Source organism: Methylobacterium sp. UNC378MF (assembly GCF_900103195.1).
GTDB lineage: Bacteria > Pseudomonadota > Alphaproteobacteria > Rhizobiales > Beijerinckiaceae > Methylobacterium.
Genome location: NZ_FMWU01000004.1, coordinates 72,052 through 93,587, shown reverse-complemented (window position 1 = coordinate 93,587; position 21,536 = coordinate 72,052). Strand labels below are relative to the sequence as shown.

Below are 21,536 nucleotides of genomic sequence, written 5' to 3'. Positions count from 1 at the left end.
GACCAGCCAAACCTGCGCCCGCTATGGTAAACAAGTCCTCAATCGGCCGGGCCGATCCGGATCCTGTTTCAGGACCCGGTGAACTCTCCCGCGCCCTTCGGCCGGCGCATCTGGAACCGGGTGTCGGCGGTGGCGTGGAAGTAGTCGAAATATCCACCGCGCATGATCGGATGCATCGCCGCCGTATCGACCTTCCCGTCCGTCACGAAGCGCTCGTCGACGTAGATCGACACGACCTGCCCGATCACCAGGAAGTTCTCGGCCTCGCCGCCTTCGAGGGGGACCAGCGGCACCGTCTGCAGCCAGCGGCATTCGAGTGCCGCCGGCGAGGCGGCCACCCGCGGCGGCCGGACCTTGTGCGAGGGCGCGGTTTCCAGGTTCGCGAAGGCGAATTCGCTCGTTCCGCGCGGCAGCGGCGCCGAGGAATCGTTCATCCCGTCGCGCAGGTCCCAGGTGGCGAGGCTGCAGACGAATTCCCGGCCCTCCTCGGCGAAGGTCATCGCGTCCTTGCGGCCTGTCGACGAGAACGCGACCATGTTGTCGGCCACGGCATTGAAGAACGAGTAGGGCGCCAGGTTCAGCGCGCCCGCACGGTTCATGGCGCTGATCCAGCCGATCGGTCGGGGGGCGACGATCGCCTTGAGCGGGTTGTGCGGGAGGGCGCGAGCCTCCCGCGGCAGATCGAGATCGTAATGCACGGCCGGTCCCTTCAGAGGTAGGTGACGATCTCGTCGAGCGCCGGCCGGGGCCGGTCGGAGGGCACCTCGCGTGCCCGGCCTATATGCACGAAGCCCGCCAGCTTCTCGGTGGGCGCCAAGCCCAGCGCGTCGAGGACGCGGCGGTCATAGGCGAACCATTCGGTGAGCCAGGAGGTCGCGAAGCCGGCGGCATTCGCCGCGATCACGAGGTTCATGGTGGCGGCCCCGGCGGAGAGCACCTGCTCCCATTCCGGAATCTTGACGTGCGGCCCGGCCCGCGAGACCACCGCCACGGCGACCGGCGCATGCGACAGGCGTGCGCGTTCCTGCGCGAGCCGCTCGGGCGCGGCGCCGGGATTGTCCGCCGCGAAGGCCGCGGCGATGATCTCGCCCACCCGCGCCCGGGCCTCGCCGGCGATGACGATGAAGCGCCAGGGTGCCAGCTTGCCGTGGTCGGGCACGCGGGAGGCCGCGCTGAGGAAGGTGTCGAGTTGCGCCCGATCCGGTCCGGGCTCGTCCAGCAGCGCCGGCGGCACCGAGCGGCGGGTCTTCAGGAGGTCGAGGGTGGCGGTCATGCGCTCCGTCCCGGTATCGCGTCCCGACGGGCATGTGGCATGCGGGGGGCGCCGGTGGAAGAGCGGCCTTGCCGCCGCCATGGTCCGGGGTCAGAGCCCCGTCCGGACGATCCGGCGTCCGGACCGGAGCGAAGGGTCGAGAGGGGCCAACCGATGCGCATGAGGCTTGCCGCAACCGCGCTGGCGATGCTCGCCGCCGGCCTGCCGCCCGCATCCGCGCAGCAGGATCCGTTCCAGAACCGGCTCGGGGGCGCCCTCCCCTCGCCGTCGATCACCTCCCCGAACCTGCCGCCCGCCCTGCCGCCGGCCGAACCGGAGGCGCAGCTGTCGCTGTCGGCGCTCCTGTCGGGGCCGGGCACGCCCCTGCGCCAGGGCCTGGCGTGGCGGATCTACGAGGATCGCGGCGACGGCACGCGTCCGTCGATCGTCGGTCGTTCGAGCGAGGCCGAGCCGCATTTCACCCTGGCCCCCGGCGCCTACGTGGCCACGGTGACCTACGGCTTCGCCAGCGCGTCGAAGCGCATCGTGATGGGGGGCCAGCCGACCTCCGACACGCTGCGGGTGGCCGCCGGCGCCCTGATGCTCGCGGGCGCCGTCGGCGACCAGAAGATCCCGCCCGGTCAGGTGATGTTCTCGGTCTTCGTGCCGGTGGGGACCAATTCCGAGGGGCGGCTCGTCCGCTCGGGGATCAAGACCGGCGAGCTGCTGCGCCTGCCGGAGGGCACGTACCACGTGGTCTCGACCTACGGGGAATCGAACGCGATCCAGCGCGCGGATCTGCGGGTCGAGAACGGCAAGGTGACGGAGGCGACCCTCAACCACCGGGCCGCGACGGTGACGCTGAAGCTCGTCGCGGCTCCCGGTGCCGAGGCCTTCGCCGGCACGGCCTTCTCGGTCCTCACGCCCGGTGGCGACACGATCCGCGAGGCCATCGGCGCGTTCCCGCAGGTGACCCTCGCGGAGGGCGATTACGTGCTGATCGCTCGCCACGACGGGCAGGTCTACACCCGCGAGTTCAAGGTCGAGAGCGGCCTCGACCGCGATATCGAGGTGGTGGCCAAGGCGGGCTGACGCCACCCGCGCCCGTTCAGGCGAAGCGCCGCGCGAGCGCCACGCAGACGGCGACCGCCAGGGCGGCACCGATCATCGCGGGTTCGATCCGCTCGCCCAGGATCAGCGCGGCAACGCCGAGGCCGAGGAACGGCTGCAGCAGCTGCAGCTGTCCGACCGCCGCGATGCCGCCACGCGCCAGGGCCCGGTACCAGAACACGAACCCGATCAGCATGCTGAACAGGGCGACGTAGGCGAGGCCCGCCCAGGCCGCCATCGGGATCGCGGCCGGTTCCGCCGGCCTGAGGGCGAGGGCCAGCGGCAGGCTCACCGGCAATGACAGGACGGTGGCCCACGCGATCACCTGCCAGCCGCCGAGCCGGCGGGCCAGGACGCCGCCCTCCGCGTAGCCGAGCCCGCAGAGCAGGATTGCAACCAGCATGAAGGCGTCGCCGGGACCGGGAGGACCGTCGAGCCCGCGCGCGGCGAAACCGACCGTGACCAGCGCACCCGCGAGCGAGAGCAGCCAGAAGACCGGCGACGGCCGTTCGCCCGAACGCAGCGCGCCGAACAGGGCGGTGGCGAGAGGCAGCAGGCCGAGGAACACGGTTCCATGCGCGGCGCCGACCGTCCGCAGAGCCAGGGCGGTAAGCAGCGGGAATCCGACTACGACGCCCGCGGCCACGATGGCGAGCGCCGGGAGATCGGCCCGGCACGGCCGCGCCTGGCGGAGTGCCAGGAGTGCGGCGGCGCCGGCCAGACCCGCGAGCGCGGCCCGCGCCGCGCTGAGGAACAGCGCATCCATGCCGGTCAGCGCGAGGCGCGTGGCGACCAGCGAGGCGCTGAAGATCGTGATGCCGACGAGACCGTCCACCCAGGCGCCGGGCGCGGGCCCACGCGCCGCTTCGAGCACTCCCCCCGCCACGGATGTCTCCTCCTCACGCATGACGGACGCGGCATGCCGCGCCGCGGGGCCGTCGGCCAGGAACGATCGTCTCGTGGCCGGGCGTTCTGTCCCGGTCGCGTTCCAGTACAGTTGCCCGCCGGCCGGGCGGACGGCGCCCGGCAGTTCCATGTTCCGCGCATTAACATTTCCGTGTTCGCGCGGAACGATGCGTGGGAGGCGGCCATTTCCGACGGCCCATACCGGGCCACTGGAGATTGCCATGCGCCGCCTCGTCCTCGCCGCCTTCGCCGCCGCCGCCCTCGCCGGCCCGGCTTTCGCCGCCAATGAAGCCCCCAAGACGGTGGCGCCGAAATTCGAGACCGTCCCGCAGGATGCGGTGCTCAGCTACAACCTGATCGGCCTCACCGTCACCGACGCGCAGAACGGCACGGTCGGCGAGATCAAGGATCTGGTGATCGAGCATGAGAAGCTCGCCGGATACATCGTCTCCGTGGGCGGCTTCCTCGGGATGGGCGAGCATTACGTGGCCGTTTCGCCGAACTCGATCGCGATCGGCTACGATGCCGACGCCAAGAAGTGGAAGGCCGTCATCGGCGCCACCAAGGATCAGCTGAAGTCGGCCCCCGAGTTCAAGTACGACGGCAAGTTCAAGCGCTGAGGCACCTCAATTCGGCTCGGCCGGGCGCATCGGCCGAGCACGAGTCCGGTCTCGCGGCGGCACCGTCGCGAGACCGGCCGCCGCACGGCCCGTATGGCGTGCATCATTCCGGGACGGAACCGTCTGACCCCTCCCTGCGCGTCCGGCGCTCAGACCAGGATCCGGAGCGGACGCGTTCGGCGCAGCGCCTCAGAGCGAGGCTTCCACAGCCTGACGCGTCAAGCGGTCGACCAGAGCCTCCCGCTTGGCCTGACGCAGCACGATCCGGGCGGCAGCCCGGGCATTGGCCGCGCGCAGCTCCGCCCGCGGACCGCCATCACGCAGCGCCCGCCACGCCAGCGCGCGGAACCAGCGGACATTGGCCAGGGCCGCAGCCCGGCGGCTGAGCGGTCCGCCGACATCCAGCGGTTTCTCGAATGTCACGGACGCCATTGGCCCAATCCTGAAGCGCGACGCGCCGCTTGTCCGGTTATGAGACAAGACATGGCGGTTTCTCGGGAACTCGGCAATAGTGCTGCCAACCTAAACTTTTGAATGCAGTGCGAAGACTGCGCATCCACGAAATGCGGTACTCCGAACACGTCGCAGGGTCCGGAACCGTCGCGCCGCGGCGTTCCCGTCGATCACAGGCTGAACGGGAACGCCGCCGCATCCTGACGACTTCCCGGGTCGGAAAGCCGGAGCGGCGCCAATCCGGACCGATCGATCCCACGAGAGGGTAGCGTGCCGACGATCTTCGATGCCCATACCTTCGCCCTCACCGCGCATGCGGGTCAGCTCGACAAATGTGGCGAGCCCTGCATGCGGCACCTCGAACGCGTCGCGAACGCGACCCTGACCCGTGCCGGCCACGCCCGACTCATCGACAGGCTCGACATCGACCCGATGCGAGTGATGCAGGCCGCGCTCCTGCACGATGTGCTGGAGGACACGCCGCGCACGATGACTGACCTTCGCGCCGCCGGTTTCGACGCGGATATTATCGAAACGGTCACGCTTCTCACGAAGCCGGCCAGCCGGATCGCCTATTCGGAGCGGATCACGACGCTGATCGCGGCGGGCAACCTGGCGGCGCTGCTGATCAAGATGTCCGATACGGAGGACAACCTCTGTCCCTCCCGTATTCCGGCCGATGCCGCCTTTTTGCGTGAGCGCTACGCGACGGCCTTCGCGCGGCTTAAGGAAGCCGCGTCCGCCGTCGGCTATACGGGCCGGTGACCGCAGACGGCGGGTTCGACCTGCTCGTTCAGGCCCGGATCCGGGCGGGTTGTGTCGCCACGCAGGCCCGGATGAAGGCGCCGGCCTCGTCCAGGGCCCTGGCGGCCTCCGGGATCGGCGCGCCGACGAAGACGTGGCACTGCTCCGGATACCGGTACAGCGCGACGCCCTGCCCCGCCTGTGCCAGGGCTCGGTGGAGCCGCAGGGCATCCGGGTGGAGGAGATCCCGCGTGCCGGTGATGATCGCCACCGGCGGCAATCCGTCGAGACGACCGAAGAGCGGGCTGACCTGCGGATCCGACAACGGCGTGCCGGCTGCCCAGAAGCGGGCCGCCGCGCGGCAGCCGGGCACGGCCAGCATCGGGTCTCGCGGTGCGATGGTGTGCACGCCGGGATCCGAGAACGTCAGATCGAGCGCAGGCGAGAACAGCAGCAGGCCGGCAGGCAGCTTCTCGCGGCGCGCGAGCAGACGCTGGGCGATGCCGAGGGACAAGCAACCGCCCGCCGAGTCGCCCGCCACGATGAGGTTGCCGCGGCCGTCGGCGCAGACCGTCGCCATGAGGCGCTCCAGGAATGCGTAGGTGTCCCGCCACGTGCTCTCGGGGGCCAGCGGGTAGCGCGGGAGGATCACGCGGGCTCCGGTGCGCGCGATCAGGGCGTCGACGATCCGCCAATGCGGCCCGAGCACGTCGAAGACCCAGGCGCCCCCATGCAGGTAGAGGATCGTGGTGCCTGAACACGCGCCGCGCGGGTGGATCGTGAAGACCTCCGACCCGTCCCGACGATCGGCTTCAATGCGGTACTTCCGGCGCAGCCACACCGACGGACGTGCCGGCTCGACCCGCCGGTGCAGCGCGATCCGGCGCCGCATGCCGTCCGCGTCGCGCGCCTTGCGCTTCATGCCGCTCAGCGGGAGCGCCACATCGTTGATCAGCCTGGCCCGGACGCTGACCCCGGAGATCCTGGCCCAGGCAAGCATTCCGAGGACAGTGATCCCGGCGGTCCCCGCCATCAGTGCAGCAGGGCGCGGCCAGCCATGCAACGGATCAGTCCTCCGCATCGAATCCCTCGGTTCAATGGATCCCGGCTCGGCCTGTTCCCCGTGCAGTCCCGCGGGCGCCGGTCGGATGGATTCGTGCTGCTCCCGGGCACGACGCACGACGGATCCGGAGAGGCGGCGGTTCGGATCCGGCAGGAACACCGCCGGACCCGTCGGGTTGGCCAGACATCACGCGCCGGGAGAGGCGGATCCCGCAACCGCCTTCCAATGCAGCGGGTGCGCTCTTCGCCTCCGTCGCTCACGGCGCCGCGCATCAGCAGGAGCAGCATGAGCACGTCGAAGAAGACACCCGCCGCCGACCGCCATCACGGCGGCCCGGGCAGCAGTCATCAGGATGCCTCGAAGCCTCACGTCGAGGCGCATCACGGCCCCGCACCCGGCAGCCCGACCAATGATTCGAAATCGCACGTCTCCGGCGGCGGCGGCGAGCGGGACAGCCATCACACGCACAGCACGAAGGGCCGGGCGCCGGACCGCATCGATCAGTCACACTGAACCACACACACCGCGCGGATCGGCTGCCGACGTCCCCGATTCTCGAAGGCGTCCTGCCGCCGCGGCGGGTCGCCGCGCCGGCTTCGGGGATGCCGGCGCGGGCGGCTCGACAGTCGGACACCCTTCAGTCCTGTGCCCCGACCGCCTGCGGTCGCAGCCCCCTTCGTGCACCCTGCGCGCCACGGCGACGGAGGCGCCCTGGTCCGTCAGGGCCGTCCGCGCGACAGGCCGGGCACGGTCAGAAGCCGCCGTGTCGACCAGCGTGCCGGCGCAGTCCCGCGCTTGAGCGGCGACGCCTCCGTATGCGCGACGCGTTGCGGTGCCCCTCCCTCCGGCCGGCCAGCAGGCGACTGCTCCGGCAGCGCGGGACAGGGTGGTTTCGCGTCCAGCATGCAGTGCTCCTCGTCAATCTCGATAAACGGACAACCGGGGTGGAACCGGCGGGATCCGGCGATCCGGAGCGCTAAAGCGGTTGCCTGCCTGGCGGGGCTCCAGGCGGGAACCTTCGCGCACGCGGCCGGTAGAATCTGCGGCGCCCGTCCCGTCCGTCCGCGAAGGATTCCGGCTCGTGTCCGAATCCCCCACACCCGACGACATGATCTCGGTGAAGGGCGACGGCTTTGACGGCTGGCTGGACGGCTCGTGCTGCAACCACGTCGATCCGCAGGCCATACCGCAGCGCCCAGCAGGGATAGCCGCGGCGCTGATGCCCGACGGCATGCCGAACCGGCAACGGGCTCCGCCGATCCCGATCATCCGTGAATCCGGTTTGGGATCATGACCGCCAGCCCCGGAGAAGCGCCGATGACGATTTCGACCCGTTCACCCGCTGCGATCAGCGACGAGGGCCGCCACGCGCGTGACCGTGGCGATCCTATCACTGCAAACCCCTATCCTGCAGATTCGGACGCCCACGCCACCTGGGATCGCGGCTACCGGATGCCCGACGAGGAGGCGCGCGTCGCCTCGCGTAAAGCGGTGCACGAGGACATGCCACCGGAGGCCTCCTGATCCACGACAGGGCCCGGGCAGCTTGGCGCTAGGAACAGGAACAGCCTTGCCGGCGTGGCGTTGGCCTCAGGACCGGCAACGGCTCAGTGAGCTCAATGGCCGGACCGATAAGGGAGATTCGCCATGAAGTTCATGATCATCACCGTCGCCGGCCTGCTTGCGGCCGCCGTCCCCGCCGCGGCGGCTGAGAATACCGGCGCTGCGACCAGCCGGTCGGGCACGGCCAACAGCACTGGTCCGAACGACGCGGGATCCGGCTCGACGCCCGGCGCCGCTGGCAGCGGCCCGTCGACCGGCTCCATGAGCCGTTCCGGCACGACGAACAGCACGGGTCCGAACGACGCCGGATCCGGCTCCAAGCCGGCGGCCGGCAGCCGCTGATCCGAGGGGTCTACCTCGCCTGACGGCGCACGGATCGGGCTGCCCGGTCCGGTGTCCGGTGGCGCGACGCTGGGGCATCGCGCCGCCAAGCCAGCCTGTCCCGACCGCCTCACGGAGGCTCCATGCGGGCCACCAGCCGCCTCGTGCTTGCCGCGCTCCTGCTCCTCGGCATCGCGTCCTGCGATGACGAGCAGGCGCAAAACAACGCACCGACGAAGCCCGACTCCACCAAGATGGAGCCGCAAACCGAACAATCGGCGCCGGACGCGCAGAAACGTTAGAGCCCTGCCGGATCGTGCCGCGAGGGCGCAGGACGGGACATAAGCCAGTTGAGCGGGTCGGGGCTCTCATTCCCCTCGCGCTCCCGAGATGCCCGAGCGCGGCCGGGATCGCGACAGCGGGTTTCCACCGGCGGCGCCATCCCACGTGGCCGCACCCTTGAGGCGGCCGCTCAAGAGTTTGAACTGGGAGGATGGAAGGGAGGGCTGCCCTTCGTTGCAGCCCGCCGACAGGCCATCCGCTCCGAAAGCGCGCCGCTGTCCGGAACGGCCGTCACCGCGGGGATCGCGATGCTCCGGTCTCATGCGGACCGGAAAGCGAGACGGCGGGCGGATCGCCGGACGAGTCGGCGATCAACGGCACGGCGGCACCGAAACCGAGGGCCGCCTCGACGAGGATGTCGTCGAGCGTGTCCGCGACCCACAGGGCGCCGTCGAAGACGGAAATCAGGATTCGATTCATCGGGCACCTCCCTCCCGCATCCCGGGGCGCCGCCGCGGAACGGCGGCGTCCCGGGATGCGGTATTCAACCGGCTCGCACCTCGCGTCTCAGACGAAGTGCATCGGCAGGGCGCGATCCAGGATCTCGACATAGGTGCCGGCGAGAACCGCGACGGTGGCGGCGGCAACGGCGGCGGCGAGGGTGAGGCGGGCAACGACGGTCATCGGAAGTCTCCATCAGGTCCGCGACTGTGTTCGCGGTGTGACCCTGATGTAAGCCCAAGCTTTCCGGGACGAGGTGCTCCGGCACACCTCGGCGTTGGACAATGGAGCGCCGCCCGGCCCCGGATACGCGCGGTTGCCCGGGAGAGCGACCGGCGCGGTGCGGGCGGCCCGGCGCGCCGTGTGAGACGGGCCTCCGCCGTCAGGCCGCGCGGACCGTGGCCAGGAACCGTCCGACCTCGGCGGAGAGGTGCTCGGACTGGCGCGACAGTTCCGACGCGGCGCCCAGGACCTGGCTCGCCGCCGCACCCGTCTCTTCCGCGGCGCCGGCAACGCCGGCGATGTTGCTCGTCACCTCGCCCGTGCCCTGGGCGGCCTGGGTGACGTTGCGGACGATCTCCTGGGTCGCGGCACCCTGCTCCTCGACGGCCGCCGCGATCGAGGTGGCGACCCCGTTGATCTCACGGATCCGGGACGTGATGGTGCCGATGGCCGAGACCGCCTGGCCGGTCACGCCCTGAATCCGCCCGATCTGAGCCGAGATCTCCCCGGTTGCACGGGCGGTCTGCTCGGCGAGCGCCTTCACCTCGGAGGCGACCACCGCGAAGCCCCGACCGGCCGCGCCGGCCCGGGCGGCCTCGATCGTGGCATTCAGCGCGAGAAGGTTCGTCTGGCCGGCGATCGAGGAGATCAGTCCGACCACGTCGCCGATCTTGGCGACGGCGCCGCTGAGTTCCTGCACGAGAGCACCGGTCTGGTCCGCCTCGCCGGCTGCGGAGCGGGCCAGTTCGGCCGAGCCCTGAACCTGCCGCCCGATCTCCTGGACCGAGGCGCCGAGTTCCTCGGCGGCCGCGGCGACGGTATTGACGTTCGAGGCAGCCTCCTCGGCGGCGGCCGCGACCGCCCCCGACTGCGCCGAGGTCTGACCCGCCATGGCCGACATGGAGCCGGCGGTGGCCTGGAGCTCCGTCGCGGAGGCCGATACCAGCCCCACGATGCCGCCGACCGCCGCCTCGAAGCCGTCGGCCATCTGGCGCATGCCGATCCGGCGCTGCTCCTCGGCGGCGAGCCGCGCCTCGGCGGTCTCGGCCTCCAGCGCCTTCATCTTGATGAGGCTCTGCTTGAACACCTCCACGGCCGCGGCGATGGCCCCGATCTCGGTCTTCTCGCCCTGATACGGGATCTCCGCCGACAGGTCGCCGGCGGTCAGCGCCTGCATCGGTTGCACCACCGAGGCGATGCCCCGGGTGACGCCCAGGACGATGATCACGCCCGAGAGCAGCGAGACGGCCACGGCGAGACCCATGGCGACGAGGCCCACCGTCCAGGCCTCGTTGTAGACGGCGGTGCTCTGTGCCTGCGCTGCGTCGGCGCCCTCGTTGTTGATGGCGACCAGCTTCTCCAGGGCCTTGGAGGCCGCACGACGCGGTATCAGACCCTTCGTCTCATAGAGCTGATAGGCCTCGGCCTTCTTGCCCGCACGCGAGAGTTCGACGACCTCGTTGCGGGCCGTCCGGAAGGCGTCCGATTCCCGGCTGAACGTCTCGAACTGCGCCCGCTCCTCGGGCGAGCTGAGCATGGCCTTGTAGGCGGTGATCCGGTCAGCCAGCTTCCGATCGAAGCTGTCCATGTCCTTCTCGATGGTCGCGAGGAGCGCCGGGTCGGTCGCCTGCGTGTGGCGCAGGAGAAGGCCGCTGCTGCGCGCCGTCAGCGTATCGATCTCACCCAGGGTTCTGATGCTCGGCAGCCAATTCGTATCGATTTCGACGGCCTGCTCGCGCAGCTTGCGCGTACTCATGAGGCCGAGGGCGCCGAGCCCGACCACGAAAAGGGTCAGCACCGAGAATGAAACCACGAGCTTGGTACGAATGGAGACACTTTGTAACGACACGGTGGCCTCGCGACAGCCGAATAGAACAATTCTGCGGCTGCAAGCCCAACGACTATCGAAAAATATTTAATATCCGCTAACTTGAGCTTATTCCGCAAAGCGCCAGGCGGCGGGATGGGGACGTCGTCGATCGGCCGCGCGGACGAGCCGGGCCGCACAGCAGCCGGGCCCCGGTCGCCTGGGGCTGTCCGGCACCGCCGACCTGAACAGCCGGCCCGTCCGTGACCCGCCCCGGCGAATGACGGTCCGCGCGGAGATCCGGCTCAGACCGCGTGTTTCAAGCCGGGCGCTCCGGTGCTCAGGCGCTTCTGGATCACCTCCACGATGTATTCGGCATCGCGGCCGACCGCACCGAAGCGCCCCGAGCCCCAGGTGTTCAGCCAGGGCAGACCGATGAAGGAGACGCCGTCCTCGCCGGTCACGCCGCGCTTGTGCTTGGGTTGTCCCGCTCCGTTGAACACCGAGGCGTCCAGCCACCGGAAATCCGGCGTGAAGCCGATGCACCAGACGATGCTGGTGATGCCCGACCCTTCGAGGGCGAGGTCGGTGACCGGCTCGCCCGGCTCCCAGACCGGTGCGTAGGGCTGCTGATCCGGCGCTTCGAGGCCGGTCTCCGCGATGTACGCGTCGATGGCCGCGTTGATGCTGTTGTAGGTCCGGTCGGCCTGGTCGAGCGAGCGCTTGAGATTGTCGCGGAAGCGCAGCGCACCGTCGGCATAATCGTCGAGCACCCCGTAGAGCGCCATGCCCTCCAGGGCGAACCGCCGGAGGTCGATATCCCGACCGCCGTCGCGCCCGGTCACGTAATGGTTGGTGTTGTCGCGGACGCCGTCGCGCAGCGGATGGTTCTCGACGGTCATCTCGTAATAGCCCATGTCGGCGAGCCACGTGACCACGTCCCGCCCGCGGTAGAAGCGGGCGCAGCGAGGTGCATCGCCCACCGCCAGATGCACCTTGCGGCCGGCGAGATGCAGATCCTCCGCAATCTGGGCACCGGACTGCCCCGAGCCGACGACCAGCACCGCGCCATCGGGCAGCTGGGCCGGGTTGCGGTACTGGTTCGAGTGGATCTGCGTCATCCCGGGCGGCAGCTTCTCGGCCATGCGGGGGATGATCGGGGTGTGATAGCCGCCGGACGCGACCACGATCTCGTCGGCGGTGTAGTCGCCCTCCGAGGTCTGGACCAAGAAGCGACCGTCCCCGCGGCGCGCGACGCGGCTGACCGCGACGCCCTCTCGGATCGGCGGATCCACCTTTGCGACGAATGCCTTGAGATAGGCGACGATCTCGTCCTTTCTCATGAATCCGTCCGGGTCCGGACCGTCGTAGCGGTGGCCCGGCAGGTCGCACTGCCAATTCGGCGTGACGAGGCAGAACGTGTCCCAGCGCTGCGTCGTCCAGGCATGCGCGGCGGTCTTCTTCTCGAAGACGAGATGACCGATCCCGCGCTGCTTGAGGTGATAGCTGACCGAGAGACCGGCTTGGCCGCCGCCGACGATGGCGACGGGAACGTGACGGATCGTGGACGTCATGGCTCGAACTCCGAGAGCGTTCGGGAGGACGCGGAGATTGAGGCCTCGAAGCGCTCGACCGCGACCCGGCCACCGGGAGGCTGGCGCCTTGCGACGGCCTCGATACGGGCGAGCTGATCCAGGGCGGAGGAGCAGGCAAAACCGTACTTCTCACGCACCCGCTCGCTCGCGATGGTGAGGGCCGTGCGGGCCTTCGCGACGAACTCGTCGAGGGCGTAGCTCTCGTCCGGCGCGAGGAAGTCCTTCACCACGAGCGAGGGCGAGTAGTACGCCTCGCGCCGTCCATCGGGCCAGCGAACTTGGAAGTGCATCTCAGGCATCGATCGGTTCCGGCTGACTTCGGGCGCAGGCCGCGTAGGCGGCGCGGTGGCGGTCGGCGCAGGCGCGCCACGACTGGGCGGCCGCTCGTGCGAGACCGGCCGCCCGCAGCCGGACGCGGGTTTCCGGCTCCATCGCCGACGCCATGGCGTCGGCGATGGCATCCGGGTCTGCGGGATCGACGAAGAGTGCGTCGGTCGACGTCAGGTACTCGGTGAACGGGGGCCGGCGCGAGACGATCACGGGCGTGCCGCAGGCCATCGCCTCCAGCACGCACAGGCCGAAACCTTCCATCCAGGAGGGGAACGCCAGCAGGTCCGCCTGCCGGTAGAGTCCCGGCATGTCGGCCTGTGGAACCGGGCCCATCTCGATGACGGCCCCCCCGCGCCCGATTGCGAGGCCGGCGGCTTCCAGCGTCGCGCAGCACCGAGCGCGGTAGGCGGCGTGGTCGAGCAGCGAGGCGCCGCCGGCGACGACGAGCTGCGCCCGGGGGTGGCGTGCGCGCAGCCGGACGAATCCCTTGATGATGCCCAGGGTGTTCTTGCGTTCCTCGAAGCCGCCGACGCTCAGGATGACGGGTCCCGGGCCGATCCCCCAGCTCTCCCGCACGGCCGTGTCGGCCTGCGTCGGCGCGTCCCGGTAGACCGACAGGTCGACCCCGTTTCCGACGATGGTGGCCTCGACGCCGTGCTCATCCCGGATCCAGTCGGCCCAGAGGCGGCTGACGCAGAGCAGGCGCCGGGCCTCGCGGATCGCGCGGTCCTGCCACGCCGCGAGCAGCGGGTCGGCGAAATGGTCGACGTGGTGCACGGTGCGCACGAAGCCTGGGATCAGGTGCCGGTCCTTCAAGGTCGCGAGCGCGTTGCCGCCGATGCCGTCATGCGCGTGGAAGACGTCGAAAGCGCGCGCCGCCGGGCTCGCGAAGTGGCGCAGGTAGTTGGAGATGCGGGCGCGCACGAGCTCGACCGTCGGGCCGGCGACCGGCTCGGCCGCCAAAGCCACGGTTGGACAGGCCGCATCCCGGAAGAAGCCGCGGCCGGACGGGTCAGGGGCGTGGACGACGGCCTCGTGGCCCAGCGCACACAGGGCCTCGGCCAGCGCGAGGCAATGGGCTACGCCGCCGCGCGGGTTGGTGGAGTGGGTCAGAATGGCGATGCGCAGGGCTGTCACCGGGCAGCCCCCGCGCCATGCCGAGCGCAGCCGATGAGTGGTCCGGCCGCGAAATCCCAGACTTCTGCATCGGCGCCCGCACCGTCTCGCACGCGGGCGACCTGGCTCGAGTCGAGGCGTCCTATCGCGCCCGCTGCGATGCCGCGCTCCGCGAAGCGCGCGAGCACGGCCGGCGTGCGGTCGGGATGCACGCTCACGAGGTAGCCGAAGCTCGGGAAGGCCGTCAGCCAGCGCGCGAGCGGGACGTGGTCGGGACGCGGGATCGCGTCGAGGTCGATGACGCCGCCGACCCCCGAGCATTCAAGTAGCATCAGGGCCGTGCCGACGATTCCCGCCATGCTGATGTCCTTGGCGGCACGGGCGAGCCCTTCTTCGGCGATGGCGGGCAGCAGCGCGAGGTCGCCGCGCAGCCGTGCCCCCGGCGCCCCGGTCGAGGCGTCCCAGTAGGGATGCGGCTCACGGAACCGCCCGCGCAGGTCAATGGCGGCGACGAGGTCGTCGCCGGGCGCGGCATCGAAGCTCGTCAGGAGGCGCGGACCGGCCCGGCCGAGCACGGCGACCGCGAGGTTGCCCGCCGCCGCGCGTATGTTGGTGTGGCCGCCCACGATGGGAACGCCGTAGAGCGCTGCGGCGTCGGACAGGCCGGCCAGGATCAGATCCGCCGCCGCGGCATCCCGACTCCAGAGCGCGTCGACCACGGCGAGCGGACGCCCGCCCATGGCGGCGACGTCGCTCAAGTTGACCATGATCCCGCAATAGCCGGCGAAATACGGATCGTCGGCCACGAAGCTGTCGAGGAAGCCCTCGATGGCGAGGAGCAGGTGTCCGTCGCCATCCGGGATCGCCGCGCAATCGTCACCGACCAGCACCGCTGCGTGCGGGCTCCCCAAGCCGAGCCGCGCGACCACGGCGTCGATGTCGCGCTTGTGGGCGACGCCGCGGGCCTCCCGGATCTGGCGCGCCAGCACCTGGATGTCGGGAGCGGCTGTCACGCGGCCCTGCGGATCATGACGAGGCCGTGCTCGGGATCGAGCACCGGCGGGTAGGCGGCGAGGTCAGCCTGCATCAGCCGGTGGGGCCGCCCATGCAGATCCAAGGGGGCGAGGCTCGTCCAATTCAGTCGCTCGAACAGCGCCGCGTTCCCCTCCTGCACATGCGCGAGGAAGCGGGCACAGCCCCTTGCGTGAGCGGCCGAGACCGCGAGCCGTATGAGCCCGGTGCCGAGGGCGGCGGCGCTTCGGAAGGGCTTGGCGACGGCGAGGCGGGAGCCCCACCACTCGCCGGGACGCTCCGGGACCGTGTGGATGCGCACGGTGCCGACGACGGCGTCGGCCTCACCGCCCAGCGTCGAGAGGGCGCAGATCGGTATGGCGTGGGCGTCGACGGTGTCCCGGTCGTCACCCACGAAGAGGCCCTGCTCCACGCAGAAGACCTGGCGGCGCAGGGCCGCGCAGGCGCGCCGTTCCCACGGGGCGATCGCGAATTTCACGCGGAAGTGGCTCGGCTGGTATGGCGGCACGGGGTCGAACATCAGGCCGCCCCGCCGGTCCGCTCGTAGGTGGAGAGCGCCGAGCAGGCGCCGCACCGGCCGCAGCCGGCCTTGATCTCGGTGGAACGCAGGCTTGCGGCGGCCAGCCTGTCCGCGAGCGGCTTCAGGATGGCATGCATGAAGTCCGGTCCGGGGGCCGGATGACTTTCCAGCGGCGTGCCGGAGATCGGCACGAACGGCACCACGAAGGGGTAGACGCCCATCCCGATCAGGCGGTCGGCCATCGCCAGGATGTCCGCCGGTGCGTCGCCGAGGCCGGCGAGAATGTAGGTGGAGACCTGGCCGCGCCCGAACACCGGAATGGCGGCCGCGAAGGCGTCGTAGTAGCGCTCCAGCGGCACGCTCGCCTTGCCGGGCATGATCCGCGCACGCACCTCTGGCGTGACGGCCTCGAGATGCATGCCGAGCGCATCGACGCCGGAAGCCTTCATCCGCTCGAACCATCGATCGTCGTCGGGGGGCTCGCACTGGGCCTGGATCGGCAGGTCCACGGCGGCCCTCACCGCGAAGGCGCTCTCGCACAGAATCGCCGCGCCGCGATCGGTGCCATTCGGCGTGCCGGTAGTCATGACCATGTGCTTGACGCCGTCCAGCAACACGGCGGCACGGGCGACCTCGGCGAGCTGCGCCGGGCTTTTGTGCGCCACCGTGCGCCCGGCAGCGAGGGACTGGCCGATCGAGCAGAACTGGCAGGTCTTGGTGCGGCTGGCGTAGCGGATGCAGGTCTGCAGCACTGTGGTGGCGAGCACGTCGCGCCCGTGCAGCACGGCGATCTTTGAATAGGGCACCCCGTCGAAGGTTGAGAGCGCGTAGAAGCGGGGTTTGCCCGGGAAGGTGGCGCGGCCGATCACCACGCCGTCGTGCTCGATCACCGCGATTCCGTCCGCGTCAGGCCGGCGGACGAGGAAGGGCGAGTCGAAGGCGGCCTCGGTGTGGACCGGCACCATCACGGTTCGGCCCGCGATGGTCATGGCCTTGTGGTCCGAAGGGCCGGCGCCGCCGCGGCGGCTCGGCGCTCCGGCGCGGCTGTCGGCCAGCCTAACCCCGTAGGATTGCAAGGCGTTGATCAGGCGCTCTGTCGGCATCCCGATCAGGCCCGTCGTCACCGGCGGAGCGAGGGTAAGACTCGTCGGAAGCGGGGAACTGCTCATGGTCGAGGCTCCGGGAGGCGGTCTGCGTACGCGCCAGCGGGTGCACGAAAGACGCCGGACGGTCGTCGTGGAGGAGGCTGAGGAGCTCGGGCCGTGCATAGTGGCCGACCGAGTCCATCATCCGCTTGCGCTTGGTCACGAGCGCGAGGTCCATGTCGGCGATCAGGATGCCCTCGCCGGGTCCGAGCGGCTCGGTGAGGTGCTTGCCCTCGGGCGAGACGATGGCGGTGCAATTGCCACCCCGGCAGGCGCCGCGCAGGCGCTCGTCCGGGCAAACCTGCGCCACTTGGTCGTCTGTGAGCCAGCCCGTGGCGTTGACCACGAAGCAGGCCGCCTCCAGGGCATGGTGGCGGATCGTCACCTCCATCTGGTCGGCGAAGATCTGGCCGACGAGCGAGCCCGGGAATTGCGCGGCGTGGATCTCCTCGTGGCGCGCCATGAGGGCGTAGCGGGCGAGCGGGTTGTAATGCTCCCAGCAGGCCAGCGCTCCGACGCGGCCCACTGCCGTCTCGACCACGGTGAGACCGGCGCCGTCGCCCTGCCCCCAGACCATGCGCTCGTGATAGGTCGGGGTGATCTTACGGCGCTTGAGTTTCAGCGCCCCATCCGCATCGAAGATCAACTGCGCGTTGTAGAGCGAGCCGTGGTCGCGCTCGTTGACCCCCAGCACGATCACGGCGCCGTGGCGGTGCGCGGCCGCCGAGACGGCCTGCGTCACCGGTCCCGGCACGGCCACCGCGCGCTCGTAGAGCTTGAGGTGCTCAGGGCCCTGCAAGGCAGGCGGAAGGACGAAGGAGAAATAGGGGTAGTAGGGGACGAAGGTCTCGGGGAAGACCATGAAGCGCGCGCCCTTGGCGGCGGCCTCGTCGACGGCGTTGAGCACGCGCTCCAGCGTGCCGTCCGGCCTGTCGAGGTCTGGCGCGATCTGGACGGCGGCGGCCCGCACGATCCGGGTCTCTGGCATGGATGATCCTCCGGGGGACCCAGCGGCTGCGCGCCCCGCGCGGCCGCCGGTGCGATGGCGCGGTCGTCAGACGGTCCAGGTGTCGATGATCACCGCGTTGTCGCGCTTGTGTAGGAGGATGCAGTCGAGGACATCGAGGGGATTGATCATGCGGATCCCCTCGATGAAGGCCGCCTCGCCGTGGCCGTACAGGGCCTGGGTCGAAAACCGGCAGGCGTAGACCTTGCCGCCCTCGGCCATGAACTTCTCAAGCTGGTTGTTGAAGTTGAGATGGCCGGGAAAGGCCTCGTCGCCGAGCCGCGGGAACCCGCGCTGGACGCCCAGGGTGATGCCCGGGCCGTAGAGTAGGATCGAGGTTTCGAAGCCCTTGCGCTGCAGGCGCGTAGCCTGGAGCAGGTTGACGAGGCCGATCGAGCCCTCGAATGCGACGGTGTGAAAGGTGACGAGCGCCTTCTGGCCCGGCGCGGCCTTCACATCCTCAAAGACCTTCTCCTCGTAATCGACCAGAACGTCGCCTTTCTTGTGGGGTTCGCGGTTCACAGCAGGCATTGCACACGCTCCTCGATGGATTGGACCGCGGCAGGCGGCGCTGCGGGCGATCAGCACCAGGATTGGCAAGCGTCGTGCCAAGTCTCCACAATCAATGCCACATGCAATGCGTTAGCATGCGATGCATACAAATATACGATCAATCAACCTCGTGGTGTCTCGGATATTCGGCATGGTTTGCTCAATCGTGCATCATGAAATGCGCGCCATGCGACCATAGGAGCGGTGATACGCCATCGAGATGTATACGCATTGCCTGGATTGCCGCTGCCGATCATCGTGATCCTGTCCGCGGTATGGTGCTTGCACTCCATACAATCGGTCGTTGATCGCATCTTCAGCGCGGGGCAGGGAAAAGATGATGCCGACGGAACGGCGAGGACGATCAGGCTCCCAGGCTGGCGGAGGTGATCTCTGGAAGCCCGACCTCACGCGCTGGGGCCGGCCTCATTACCTCGCCATTGCGGACGCTCTGTCGGACGACATCCAGACCGGTCGCCTGATGCCGGGCATGCGCCTTCCGACGCAACGCGCACTCGCCCAGGTGCTCAACTTAAACTTCACGACCGTCTCCCGCGGCTATGTCGAAGCCCACAGGCGCGGCTTGGTCGAAGGACGCGTAGGCCAGGGAACCTTCGTGATCGATCCGATGGCCACGGCCCGTCTCGGCGGGCTCGCCCGACCGCAGCGCGTCGAGCCGGTCGACTTCACCATGAACCTGCCCCCGGAGCCCGACGCGCCGTCCCTGCGGACCCGCATGCGGACGTCATTCGCCGAGCTGTCCGGCGATCTCGCCAGCCTGCTGCGCTACCAGGGCTTCGGCGGGACGGACGAAGACAAGGAGGCGGCGCTCCGCTGGCTGGGGGGTCGCGGCATCGTGGCAGCGCGGGAGCGGCTCCTGATCTGCCCGGGTGCGCACAGCGCTCTGTTCAGTATCCTGGGTCAGGTTGCTCAAGCCGGCGATACGATCTGCGCCGAGCGCATCACCTATCCGGGAATTCGGACGCTCGCCGCTCATCGGGGCCTGCGGCTCGTCGGCCTGCCGATGGACCGGCACGGCATCGACCCCGACGCTTTCGCGGCCGCCTGTACCAGAGCAGCTCCGAAAGCCATCTATCTAAATCCCCTGCTGCAGAACCCGACCACCGCGACCCTGTCCCGCGCGCGTCGCCAAGCCATCATCGCGGTGGCGCGCCGCTACGCCGTGACCATCATCGAGGACGACGCCTACGCGCATATCTGCCCGACACCGCCGCCGAGCTTCGCCGAACTGGCCCCTGAGATCACCTACTACGTGGCCGGCGTCGCGAAGTGCCTGGGGGCGGGATTGCGCCTCGCCTTCCTGGTCGCCCCGAGTGCCCGGGCTTCCCTTCCGCTGGGCGACGCCTTGAGGGCTGCGACCGTCATGGCCTCGCCGATCTCGACGGCGCTGACGACGCGGTGGATCATGGACGGAACGGCGCACGCGATCGTGGATTCCGTTCGCCAGGAATCGGCCGCACGCCAGAGGATTGCGGCTTCGCTGCTTCCGCCAGAGTCCTACAACGCGGACCCGCACGCCTTCCATGTCTGGATCACCCTTCCGGCCGGCTGGACGCGCTCCGCCTTCGCCAGCCAGGGTCGGTCGGCGGGCCTCGGCGTCGTCGGCAGTGACCCGTTCTGCGTAGCCGGAACGCCGCCAGAGGCGGTCCGCCTGTGCCTCGGAGGTCCCGCGACCCGGCAGCAGATCACGAATGGTCTGGAGATGCTCGCCCACGCACTTGAAGGCTCACCGGCGCTCGCATCGACCTACATCTGACGGACCCGTGGTGCCCCGGCCGCCTCGAGAGAACCGGCGAGCGCGGTCAGTGAGCACCGCGGAGGTAGCACGCGCCGTCGACGGATCGAACCACTCTGGGCGATCGGTATCGATCTCGACACGATCAGGCTGTGCGAGCCTCCGGCGATGTCTGGGGGGTCGTCTCGGTTGCCGAGCAACTGCCACCCTCGGTGGGTGAGATGAGCCGGCCGGTCGGCCACGCCGCATCGGCGCTGTCGTCGAGGGCTTGAGCGGGCAAGCCGTGTGGTTCGGCGACGGCGTGCCCAAGTTCCCGACCATCGCGGCCGGAAAAGTGGGTTCATGATGAGCTCATTGCTTTGGCTCGGGGCGATTGCCCGTGATAGCGAAGCTCCGGTTCCGAAACCGGCCCTGGTCGGCGACGCGATGTACGGGAAACGACCTTGGCAGCGATATGGCTGACGGCCCTGATCCGGGCGCTGACCTCGGGAACCGTCGTGGTGCTCGCCTCGGTACTGGCCGAATGGCTCGGGCCGGTGTGGGGCGCGCTCATCGTGAGCCTGCCGGTTTCCGCCGGCCCGGCCTATGTTTTCATGGCGCTGGAACACGATGCCGCCTTCGTGGCGGGAGCGGCCCTCAATGGCTTCGCGGCAAATGCGGCAACGGGCCTGTTCCTGATCGTCTATGCCCATCTGGCGGCCGGTCGGGACCGAACCGCCACCCTCGTCCCCGCGATACTGGCGTGGCTTACAGCCGCCATCCCGATCTCGGCCGTCGCATGGACTCCGCTGACGGCTTTCCTGCTCAATGCCGTCGTTTACGGAGCCGGCGCCTTCTCGACTCGGCACGTGGTCCGCGCGACCCTGGTTCGGAGCGCCGTCATCGTGAGGCCGCGACCGTTGGATCTCCTCGCGCGCGCGACGATCGTAGCGTTGTTCGTGTCGGCCCTCCTGGCTCTGAGTTCGGCCCTGGGGCCGGCCAGAACCGGGGTGATCGCCGCCTATCCGGTTACGATGACGAGCGCCTTTGTCATCCTGCACCGCCGCATCGGCGGGGTGGCGATGGCGCGGTTGTCGAGCGTCGCGATCCGGGGGGTGTTCGGATTCGGCCTGACGTTGCTGACTCTGCACCTGATGGTTCAACCCTTCGGCGCCGCCATCGCGCTCACGACAGCCCTCCTCGTCTCATTGATCTATTCGGCCGGGCTCCTCGTACTGCAGCCCCGTCCGGTTCGGCAGGAACCGAGCATCATAACACGCTGACAGGTCCCGCTCCCCAGCAACGATGATCGGCGCCATACCAGTCAGAGACCAACGATCGGGAAACGCGCGACGCGCACCGGCATCCTGTTCGTGTTGCGCTCAGGCCGGCCGTGGGAGATGCGGCCATCCAAGAACGCGCGGGATGCGTGAATGGCGGGCGATGGGCATGTGAACCCGACTGCATCGGCGGCTGCTGAGCGCCTGCATGCAGCGACGGTAAAGCGGTCTTGGATTGCGGCGTAGATCAGCAACCGGCGACCGACCGCCTGCGCGGAGCGTCGGGCTGTTAGCGCAATATCAACCTTAATCGGATCTGAATGGCCGCGTCTGATAACACGCTCATTCGCGGATAGGATCAGTTGTGCGTCGTCTGGTTTT

The 21,536-nt window shown here is 69.6% G+C and carries 25 protein-coding genes; 10 read left to right on the top strand and 15 right to left on the bottom strand.

Annotated elements, in window-relative coordinates:
• Positions 1–68: 68 nt before the first annotated feature.
• A complete protein-coding gene (locus BLT59_RS05565) occupies positions 69–698 on the bottom strand; it encodes a flavin reductase family protein (protein WP_091777329.1) in 630 nt (209 codons plus the stop codon).
• Positions 699–709: 11 nt separating this feature from the next.
• Positions 710–1,273, bottom strand: a complete 564-nt coding sequence (locus BLT59_RS05560) for a nitroreductase family protein (RefSeq protein WP_091777327.1) — start codon at positions 1,271–1,273, stop codon at positions 710–712.
• A gap of 153 nt (positions 1,274–1,426) precedes the next feature.
• On the opposite strand from BLT59_RS05560, the gene BLT59_RS05555 reads away from it, so the two are divergent.
• Entirely contained in the window at positions 1,427–2,344 is a 918-nt protein-coding gene (locus tag BLT59_RS05555) for a hypothetical protein (protein ID WP_091777325.1), read from the top strand.
• A gap of 16 nt (positions 2,345–2,360) precedes the next feature.
• Here the strand turns inward: BLT59_RS05555 and BLT59_RS05550 are convergent, their stop codons facing one another.
• Complete coding sequence (locus BLT59_RS05550; protein ID WP_091777628.1) at positions 2,361–3,248, bottom strand: DMT family transporter; 888 nt, start codon at positions 3,246–3,248, stop codon at positions 2,361–2,363.
• A 241-nt stretch (positions 3,249–3,489) separates the two neighbouring features.
• Here BLT59_RS05550 and BLT59_RS05545 point away from each other — a divergent pair, with 241 nt between their 5' ends.
• Positions 3,490–3,888: a PRC-barrel domain-containing protein gene (locus BLT59_RS05545; protein WP_091777323.1), complete on the top strand. Its 399-nt coding sequence runs from the start codon at positions 3,490–3,492 to the stop codon at positions 3,886–3,888.
• Between the two features lie 189 nt (positions 3,889–4,077).
• On the opposite strand, the gene BLT59_RS05540 is transcribed toward BLT59_RS05545, so the two are convergent.
• The gene (locus BLT59_RS05540; RefSeq protein ID WP_091777321.1) at positions 4,078–4,320 is read right to left on the bottom strand and encodes a hypothetical protein; all 243 of its coding nucleotides are present in this window, start codon (positions 4,318–4,320) and stop codon (positions 4,078–4,080) included.
• A gap of 291 nt (positions 4,321–4,611) precedes the next feature.
• Between BLT59_RS05540 and BLT59_RS05535 the strand changes: the two genes are divergently transcribed.
• Complete coding sequence (locus BLT59_RS05535; RefSeq protein ID WP_091777319.1) at positions 4,612–5,106, top strand: HD domain-containing protein; 495 nt, start codon at positions 4,612–4,614, stop codon at positions 5,104–5,106.
• 28 nt (positions 5,107–5,134) lie between these two features.
• On the opposite strand, the gene BLT59_RS05530 is transcribed toward BLT59_RS05535, so the two are convergent.
• Positions 5,135–6,085, bottom strand: a complete 951-nt coding sequence (locus tag BLT59_RS05530) for an alpha/beta hydrolase fold domain-containing protein (protein ID WP_175543936.1) — start codon at positions 6,083–6,085, stop codon at positions 5,135–5,137.
• A 348-nt stretch (positions 6,086–6,433) separates the two neighbouring features.
• Here BLT59_RS05530 and BLT59_RS05525 point away from each other — a divergent pair, with 348 nt between their 5' ends.
• The 5 genes from BLT59_RS05525 (at position 6,434) to BLT59_RS31165 (ending at position 8,334) form a co-directional block, all read left to right on the top strand.
• Positions 6,434–6,661 carry a hypothetical protein gene (locus BLT59_RS05525; protein WP_091777315.1) on the top strand — a complete coding sequence of 76 codons (228 nt, stop codon included), beginning with the start codon at positions 6,434–6,436 and terminating at the stop codon, positions 6,659–6,661.
• 568 nt (positions 6,662–7,229) lie between these two features.
• Positions 7,230–7,442, top strand: coding sequence for a hypothetical protein (locus tag BLT59_RS05520; RefSeq protein ID WP_091777313.1), 213 nt, complete (start codon positions 7,230–7,232; stop codon positions 7,440–7,442).
• A gap of 23 nt (positions 7,443–7,465) precedes the next feature.
• Positions 7,466–7,672 (top strand): ribosome modulation factor, encoded by a 207-nt coding sequence (locus BLT59_RS05515; RefSeq protein WP_091777311.1) that lies wholly within the window; start codon positions 7,466–7,468, stop codon positions 7,670–7,672.
• 123 nt (positions 7,673–7,795) lie between these two features.
• Complete coding sequence (locus BLT59_RS05510; protein WP_091777309.1) at positions 7,796–8,053, top strand: hypothetical protein; 258 nt, start codon at positions 7,796–7,798, stop codon at positions 8,051–8,053.
• A gap of 122 nt (positions 8,054–8,175) precedes the next feature.
• Positions 8,176–8,334, top strand: a complete 159-nt coding sequence (locus BLT59_RS31165; protein ID WP_175543935.1) for a hypothetical protein — start codon at positions 8,176–8,178, stop codon at positions 8,332–8,334.
• A gap of 271 nt (positions 8,335–8,605) precedes the next feature.
• Here BLT59_RS31165 and BLT59_RS05505 read toward each other — a convergent pair whose 3' ends face one another.
• The 10 genes from BLT59_RS05505 to BLT59_RS05455 form a co-directional block, all read right to left on the bottom strand.
• Positions 8,606–8,794 (bottom strand): hypothetical protein, encoded by a 189-nt coding sequence (locus BLT59_RS05505; RefSeq protein ID WP_091777308.1) that lies wholly within the window; start codon positions 8,792–8,794, stop codon positions 8,606–8,608.
• A gap of 403 nt (positions 8,795–9,197) precedes the next feature.
• Positions 9,198–10,886: a methyl-accepting chemotaxis protein gene (locus tag BLT59_RS05495; protein ID WP_091777306.1), complete on the bottom strand. Its 1,689-nt coding sequence runs from the start codon at positions 10,884–10,886 to the stop codon at positions 9,198–9,200.
• Between the two features lie 263 nt (positions 10,887–11,149).
• Complete coding sequence (locus tag BLT59_RS05490) at positions 11,150–12,418, bottom strand: MSMEG_0569 family flavin-dependent oxidoreductase (RefSeq protein ID WP_091777304.1); 1,269 nt, start codon at positions 12,416–12,418, stop codon at positions 11,150–11,152.
• A complete protein-coding gene (locus tag BLT59_RS05485; protein ID WP_091777302.1) occupies positions 12,415–12,738 on the bottom strand; it encodes an MSMEG_0570 family nitrogen starvation response protein in 324 nt (107 codons plus the stop codon). Before BLT59_RS05485 ends, BLT59_RS05490 begins: the two co-directional genes overlap by 4 nt.
• On the bottom strand, positions 12,731–13,906 hold the full coding sequence (locus tag BLT59_RS05480) for an MSMEG_0565 family glycosyltransferase (RefSeq protein ID WP_091777300.1): 1,176 nt from the start codon (positions 13,904–13,906) through the stop codon (positions 12,731–12,733). Before BLT59_RS05480 ends, BLT59_RS05485 begins: the two co-directional genes overlap by 8 nt.
• Positions 13,903–14,898 carry a sll0787 family AIR synthase-like protein gene (locus tag BLT59_RS05475; RefSeq protein ID WP_091777299.1) on the bottom strand — a complete coding sequence of 332 codons (996 nt, stop codon included), beginning with the start codon at positions 14,896–14,898 and terminating at the stop codon, positions 13,903–13,905. Before BLT59_RS05475 ends, BLT59_RS05480 begins: the two co-directional genes overlap by 4 nt.
• Positions 14,895–15,440, bottom strand: coding sequence for an MSMEG_0567/Sll0786 family nitrogen starvation N-acetyltransferase (locus tag BLT59_RS05470; protein ID WP_091777626.1), 546 nt, complete (start codon positions 15,438–15,440; stop codon positions 14,895–14,897). The genes BLT59_RS05475 and BLT59_RS05470 overlap by 4 nt, the downstream gene beginning before the upstream one ends.
• On the bottom strand, positions 15,437–16,540 hold the full coding sequence (locus BLT59_RS05465; protein ID WP_091777624.1) for an MSMEG_0568 family radical SAM protein: 1,104 nt from the start codon (positions 16,538–16,540) through the stop codon (positions 15,437–15,439). The genes BLT59_RS05470 and BLT59_RS05465 overlap by 4 nt, the downstream gene beginning before the upstream one ends.
• The gene (locus BLT59_RS05460; protein WP_091777297.1) at positions 16,494–17,570 is read right to left on the bottom strand and encodes a Nit6803 family nitrilase; all 1,077 of its coding nucleotides are present in this window, start codon (positions 17,568–17,570) and stop codon (positions 16,494–16,496) included. The genes BLT59_RS05465 and BLT59_RS05460 overlap by 47 nt, the downstream gene beginning before the upstream one ends.
• Before the next feature lie 66 nt (positions 17,571–17,636).
• Entirely contained in the window at positions 17,637–18,119 is a 483-nt protein-coding gene (locus BLT59_RS05455; RefSeq protein WP_091777295.1) for an MSMEG_0572/Sll0783 family nitrogen starvation response protein, read from the bottom strand.
• A 361-nt stretch (positions 18,120–18,480) separates the two neighbouring features.
• Here BLT59_RS05455 and BLT59_RS05450 point away from each other — a divergent pair, with 361 nt between their 5' ends.
• Together BLT59_RS05450 and BLT59_RS05445 are read left to right on the top strand one after the other, a co-directional pair.
• The gene (locus tag BLT59_RS05450; protein ID WP_244513877.1) at positions 18,481–19,917 is read left to right on the top strand and encodes an aminotransferase-like domain-containing protein; all 1,437 of its coding nucleotides are present in this window, start codon (positions 18,481–18,483) and stop codon (positions 19,915–19,917) included.
• Positions 19,918–20,393: 476 nt separating this feature from the next.
• Positions 20,394–21,158, top strand: coding sequence for a hypothetical protein (locus tag BLT59_RS05445; protein ID WP_244513864.1), 765 nt, complete (start codon positions 20,394–20,396; stop codon positions 21,156–21,158).
• Positions 21,159–21,536 lie beyond the last annotated feature (378 nt).

Excerpts from the sequence above, each read along its gene's own strand:
- BLT59_RS05560 (WP_091777327.1), bottom strand. The coding sequence starts at position 1,273 with ATGACCGCCACCCTCGACCTCCTGAAGACCCGCCGCTCGGTGCCGCCG.
- BLT59_RS05545 (WP_091777323.1), top strand. The coding sequence starts at position 3,490 with ATGCGCCGCCTCGTCCTCGCCGCCTTCGCCGCCGCCGCCCTCGCCGGC.
- BLT59_RS05530 (WP_175543936.1), bottom strand. The coding sequence starts at position 6,085 with ATGCTTGCCTGGGCCAGGATCTCCGGGGTCAGCGTCCGGGCCAGGCTG.
- BLT59_RS05555 (WP_091777325.1), top strand. The coding sequence starts at position 1,427 with ATGCGCATGAGGCTTGCCGCAACCGCGCTGGCGATGCTCGCCGCCGGC.
- BLT59_RS05485 (WP_091777302.1), bottom strand. The coding sequence starts at position 12,738 with ATGCCTGAGATGCACTTCCAAGTTCGCTGGCCCGATGGACGGCGCGAG.
- BLT59_RS05515 (WP_091777311.1), top strand. The coding sequence starts at position 7,466 with ATGACGATTTCGACCCGTTCACCCGCTGCGATCAGCGACGAGGGCCGC.
- BLT59_RS31165 (WP_175543935.1), top strand. The coding sequence starts at position 8,176 with ATGCGGGCCACCAGCCGCCTCGTGCTTGCCGCGCTCCTGCTCCTCGGC.
- BLT59_RS05525 (WP_091777315.1), top strand. The coding sequence starts at position 6,434 with ATGAGCACGTCGAAGAAGACACCCGCCGCCGACCGCCATCACGGCGGC.
- BLT59_RS05490 (WP_091777304.1), bottom strand. The coding sequence starts at position 12,418 with ATGACGTCCACGATCCGTCACGTTCCCGTCGCCATCGTCGGCGGCGGC.
- BLT59_RS05510 (WP_091777309.1), top strand. The coding sequence starts at position 7,796 with ATGAAGTTCATGATCATCACCGTCGCCGGCCTGCTTGCGGCCGCCGTC.
- BLT59_RS05540 (WP_091777321.1), bottom strand. The coding sequence starts at position 4,320 with ATGGCGTCCGTGACATTCGAGAAACCGCTGGATGTCGGCGGACCGCTC.
- BLT59_RS05460 (WP_091777297.1), bottom strand. The coding sequence starts at position 17,570 with ATGCCAGAGACCCGGATCGTGCGGGCCGCCGCCGTCCAGATCGCGCCA.
- BLT59_RS05455 (WP_091777295.1), bottom strand. The coding sequence starts at position 18,119 with ATGCCTGCTGTGAACCGCGAACCCCACAAGAAAGGCGACGTTCTGGTC.
- BLT59_RS05465 (WP_091777624.1), bottom strand. The coding sequence starts at position 16,540 with ATGCCGACAGAGCGCCTGATCAACGCCTTGCAATCCTACGGGGTTAGG.
- BLT59_RS05505 (WP_091777308.1), bottom strand. The coding sequence starts at position 8,794 with ATGAATCGAATCCTGATTTCCGTCTTCGACGGCGCCCTGTGGGTCGCG.
- BLT59_RS05450 (WP_244513877.1), top strand. The coding sequence starts at position 18,481 with ATGCCGACGGAACGGCGAGGACGATCAGGCTCCCAGGCTGGCGGAGGT.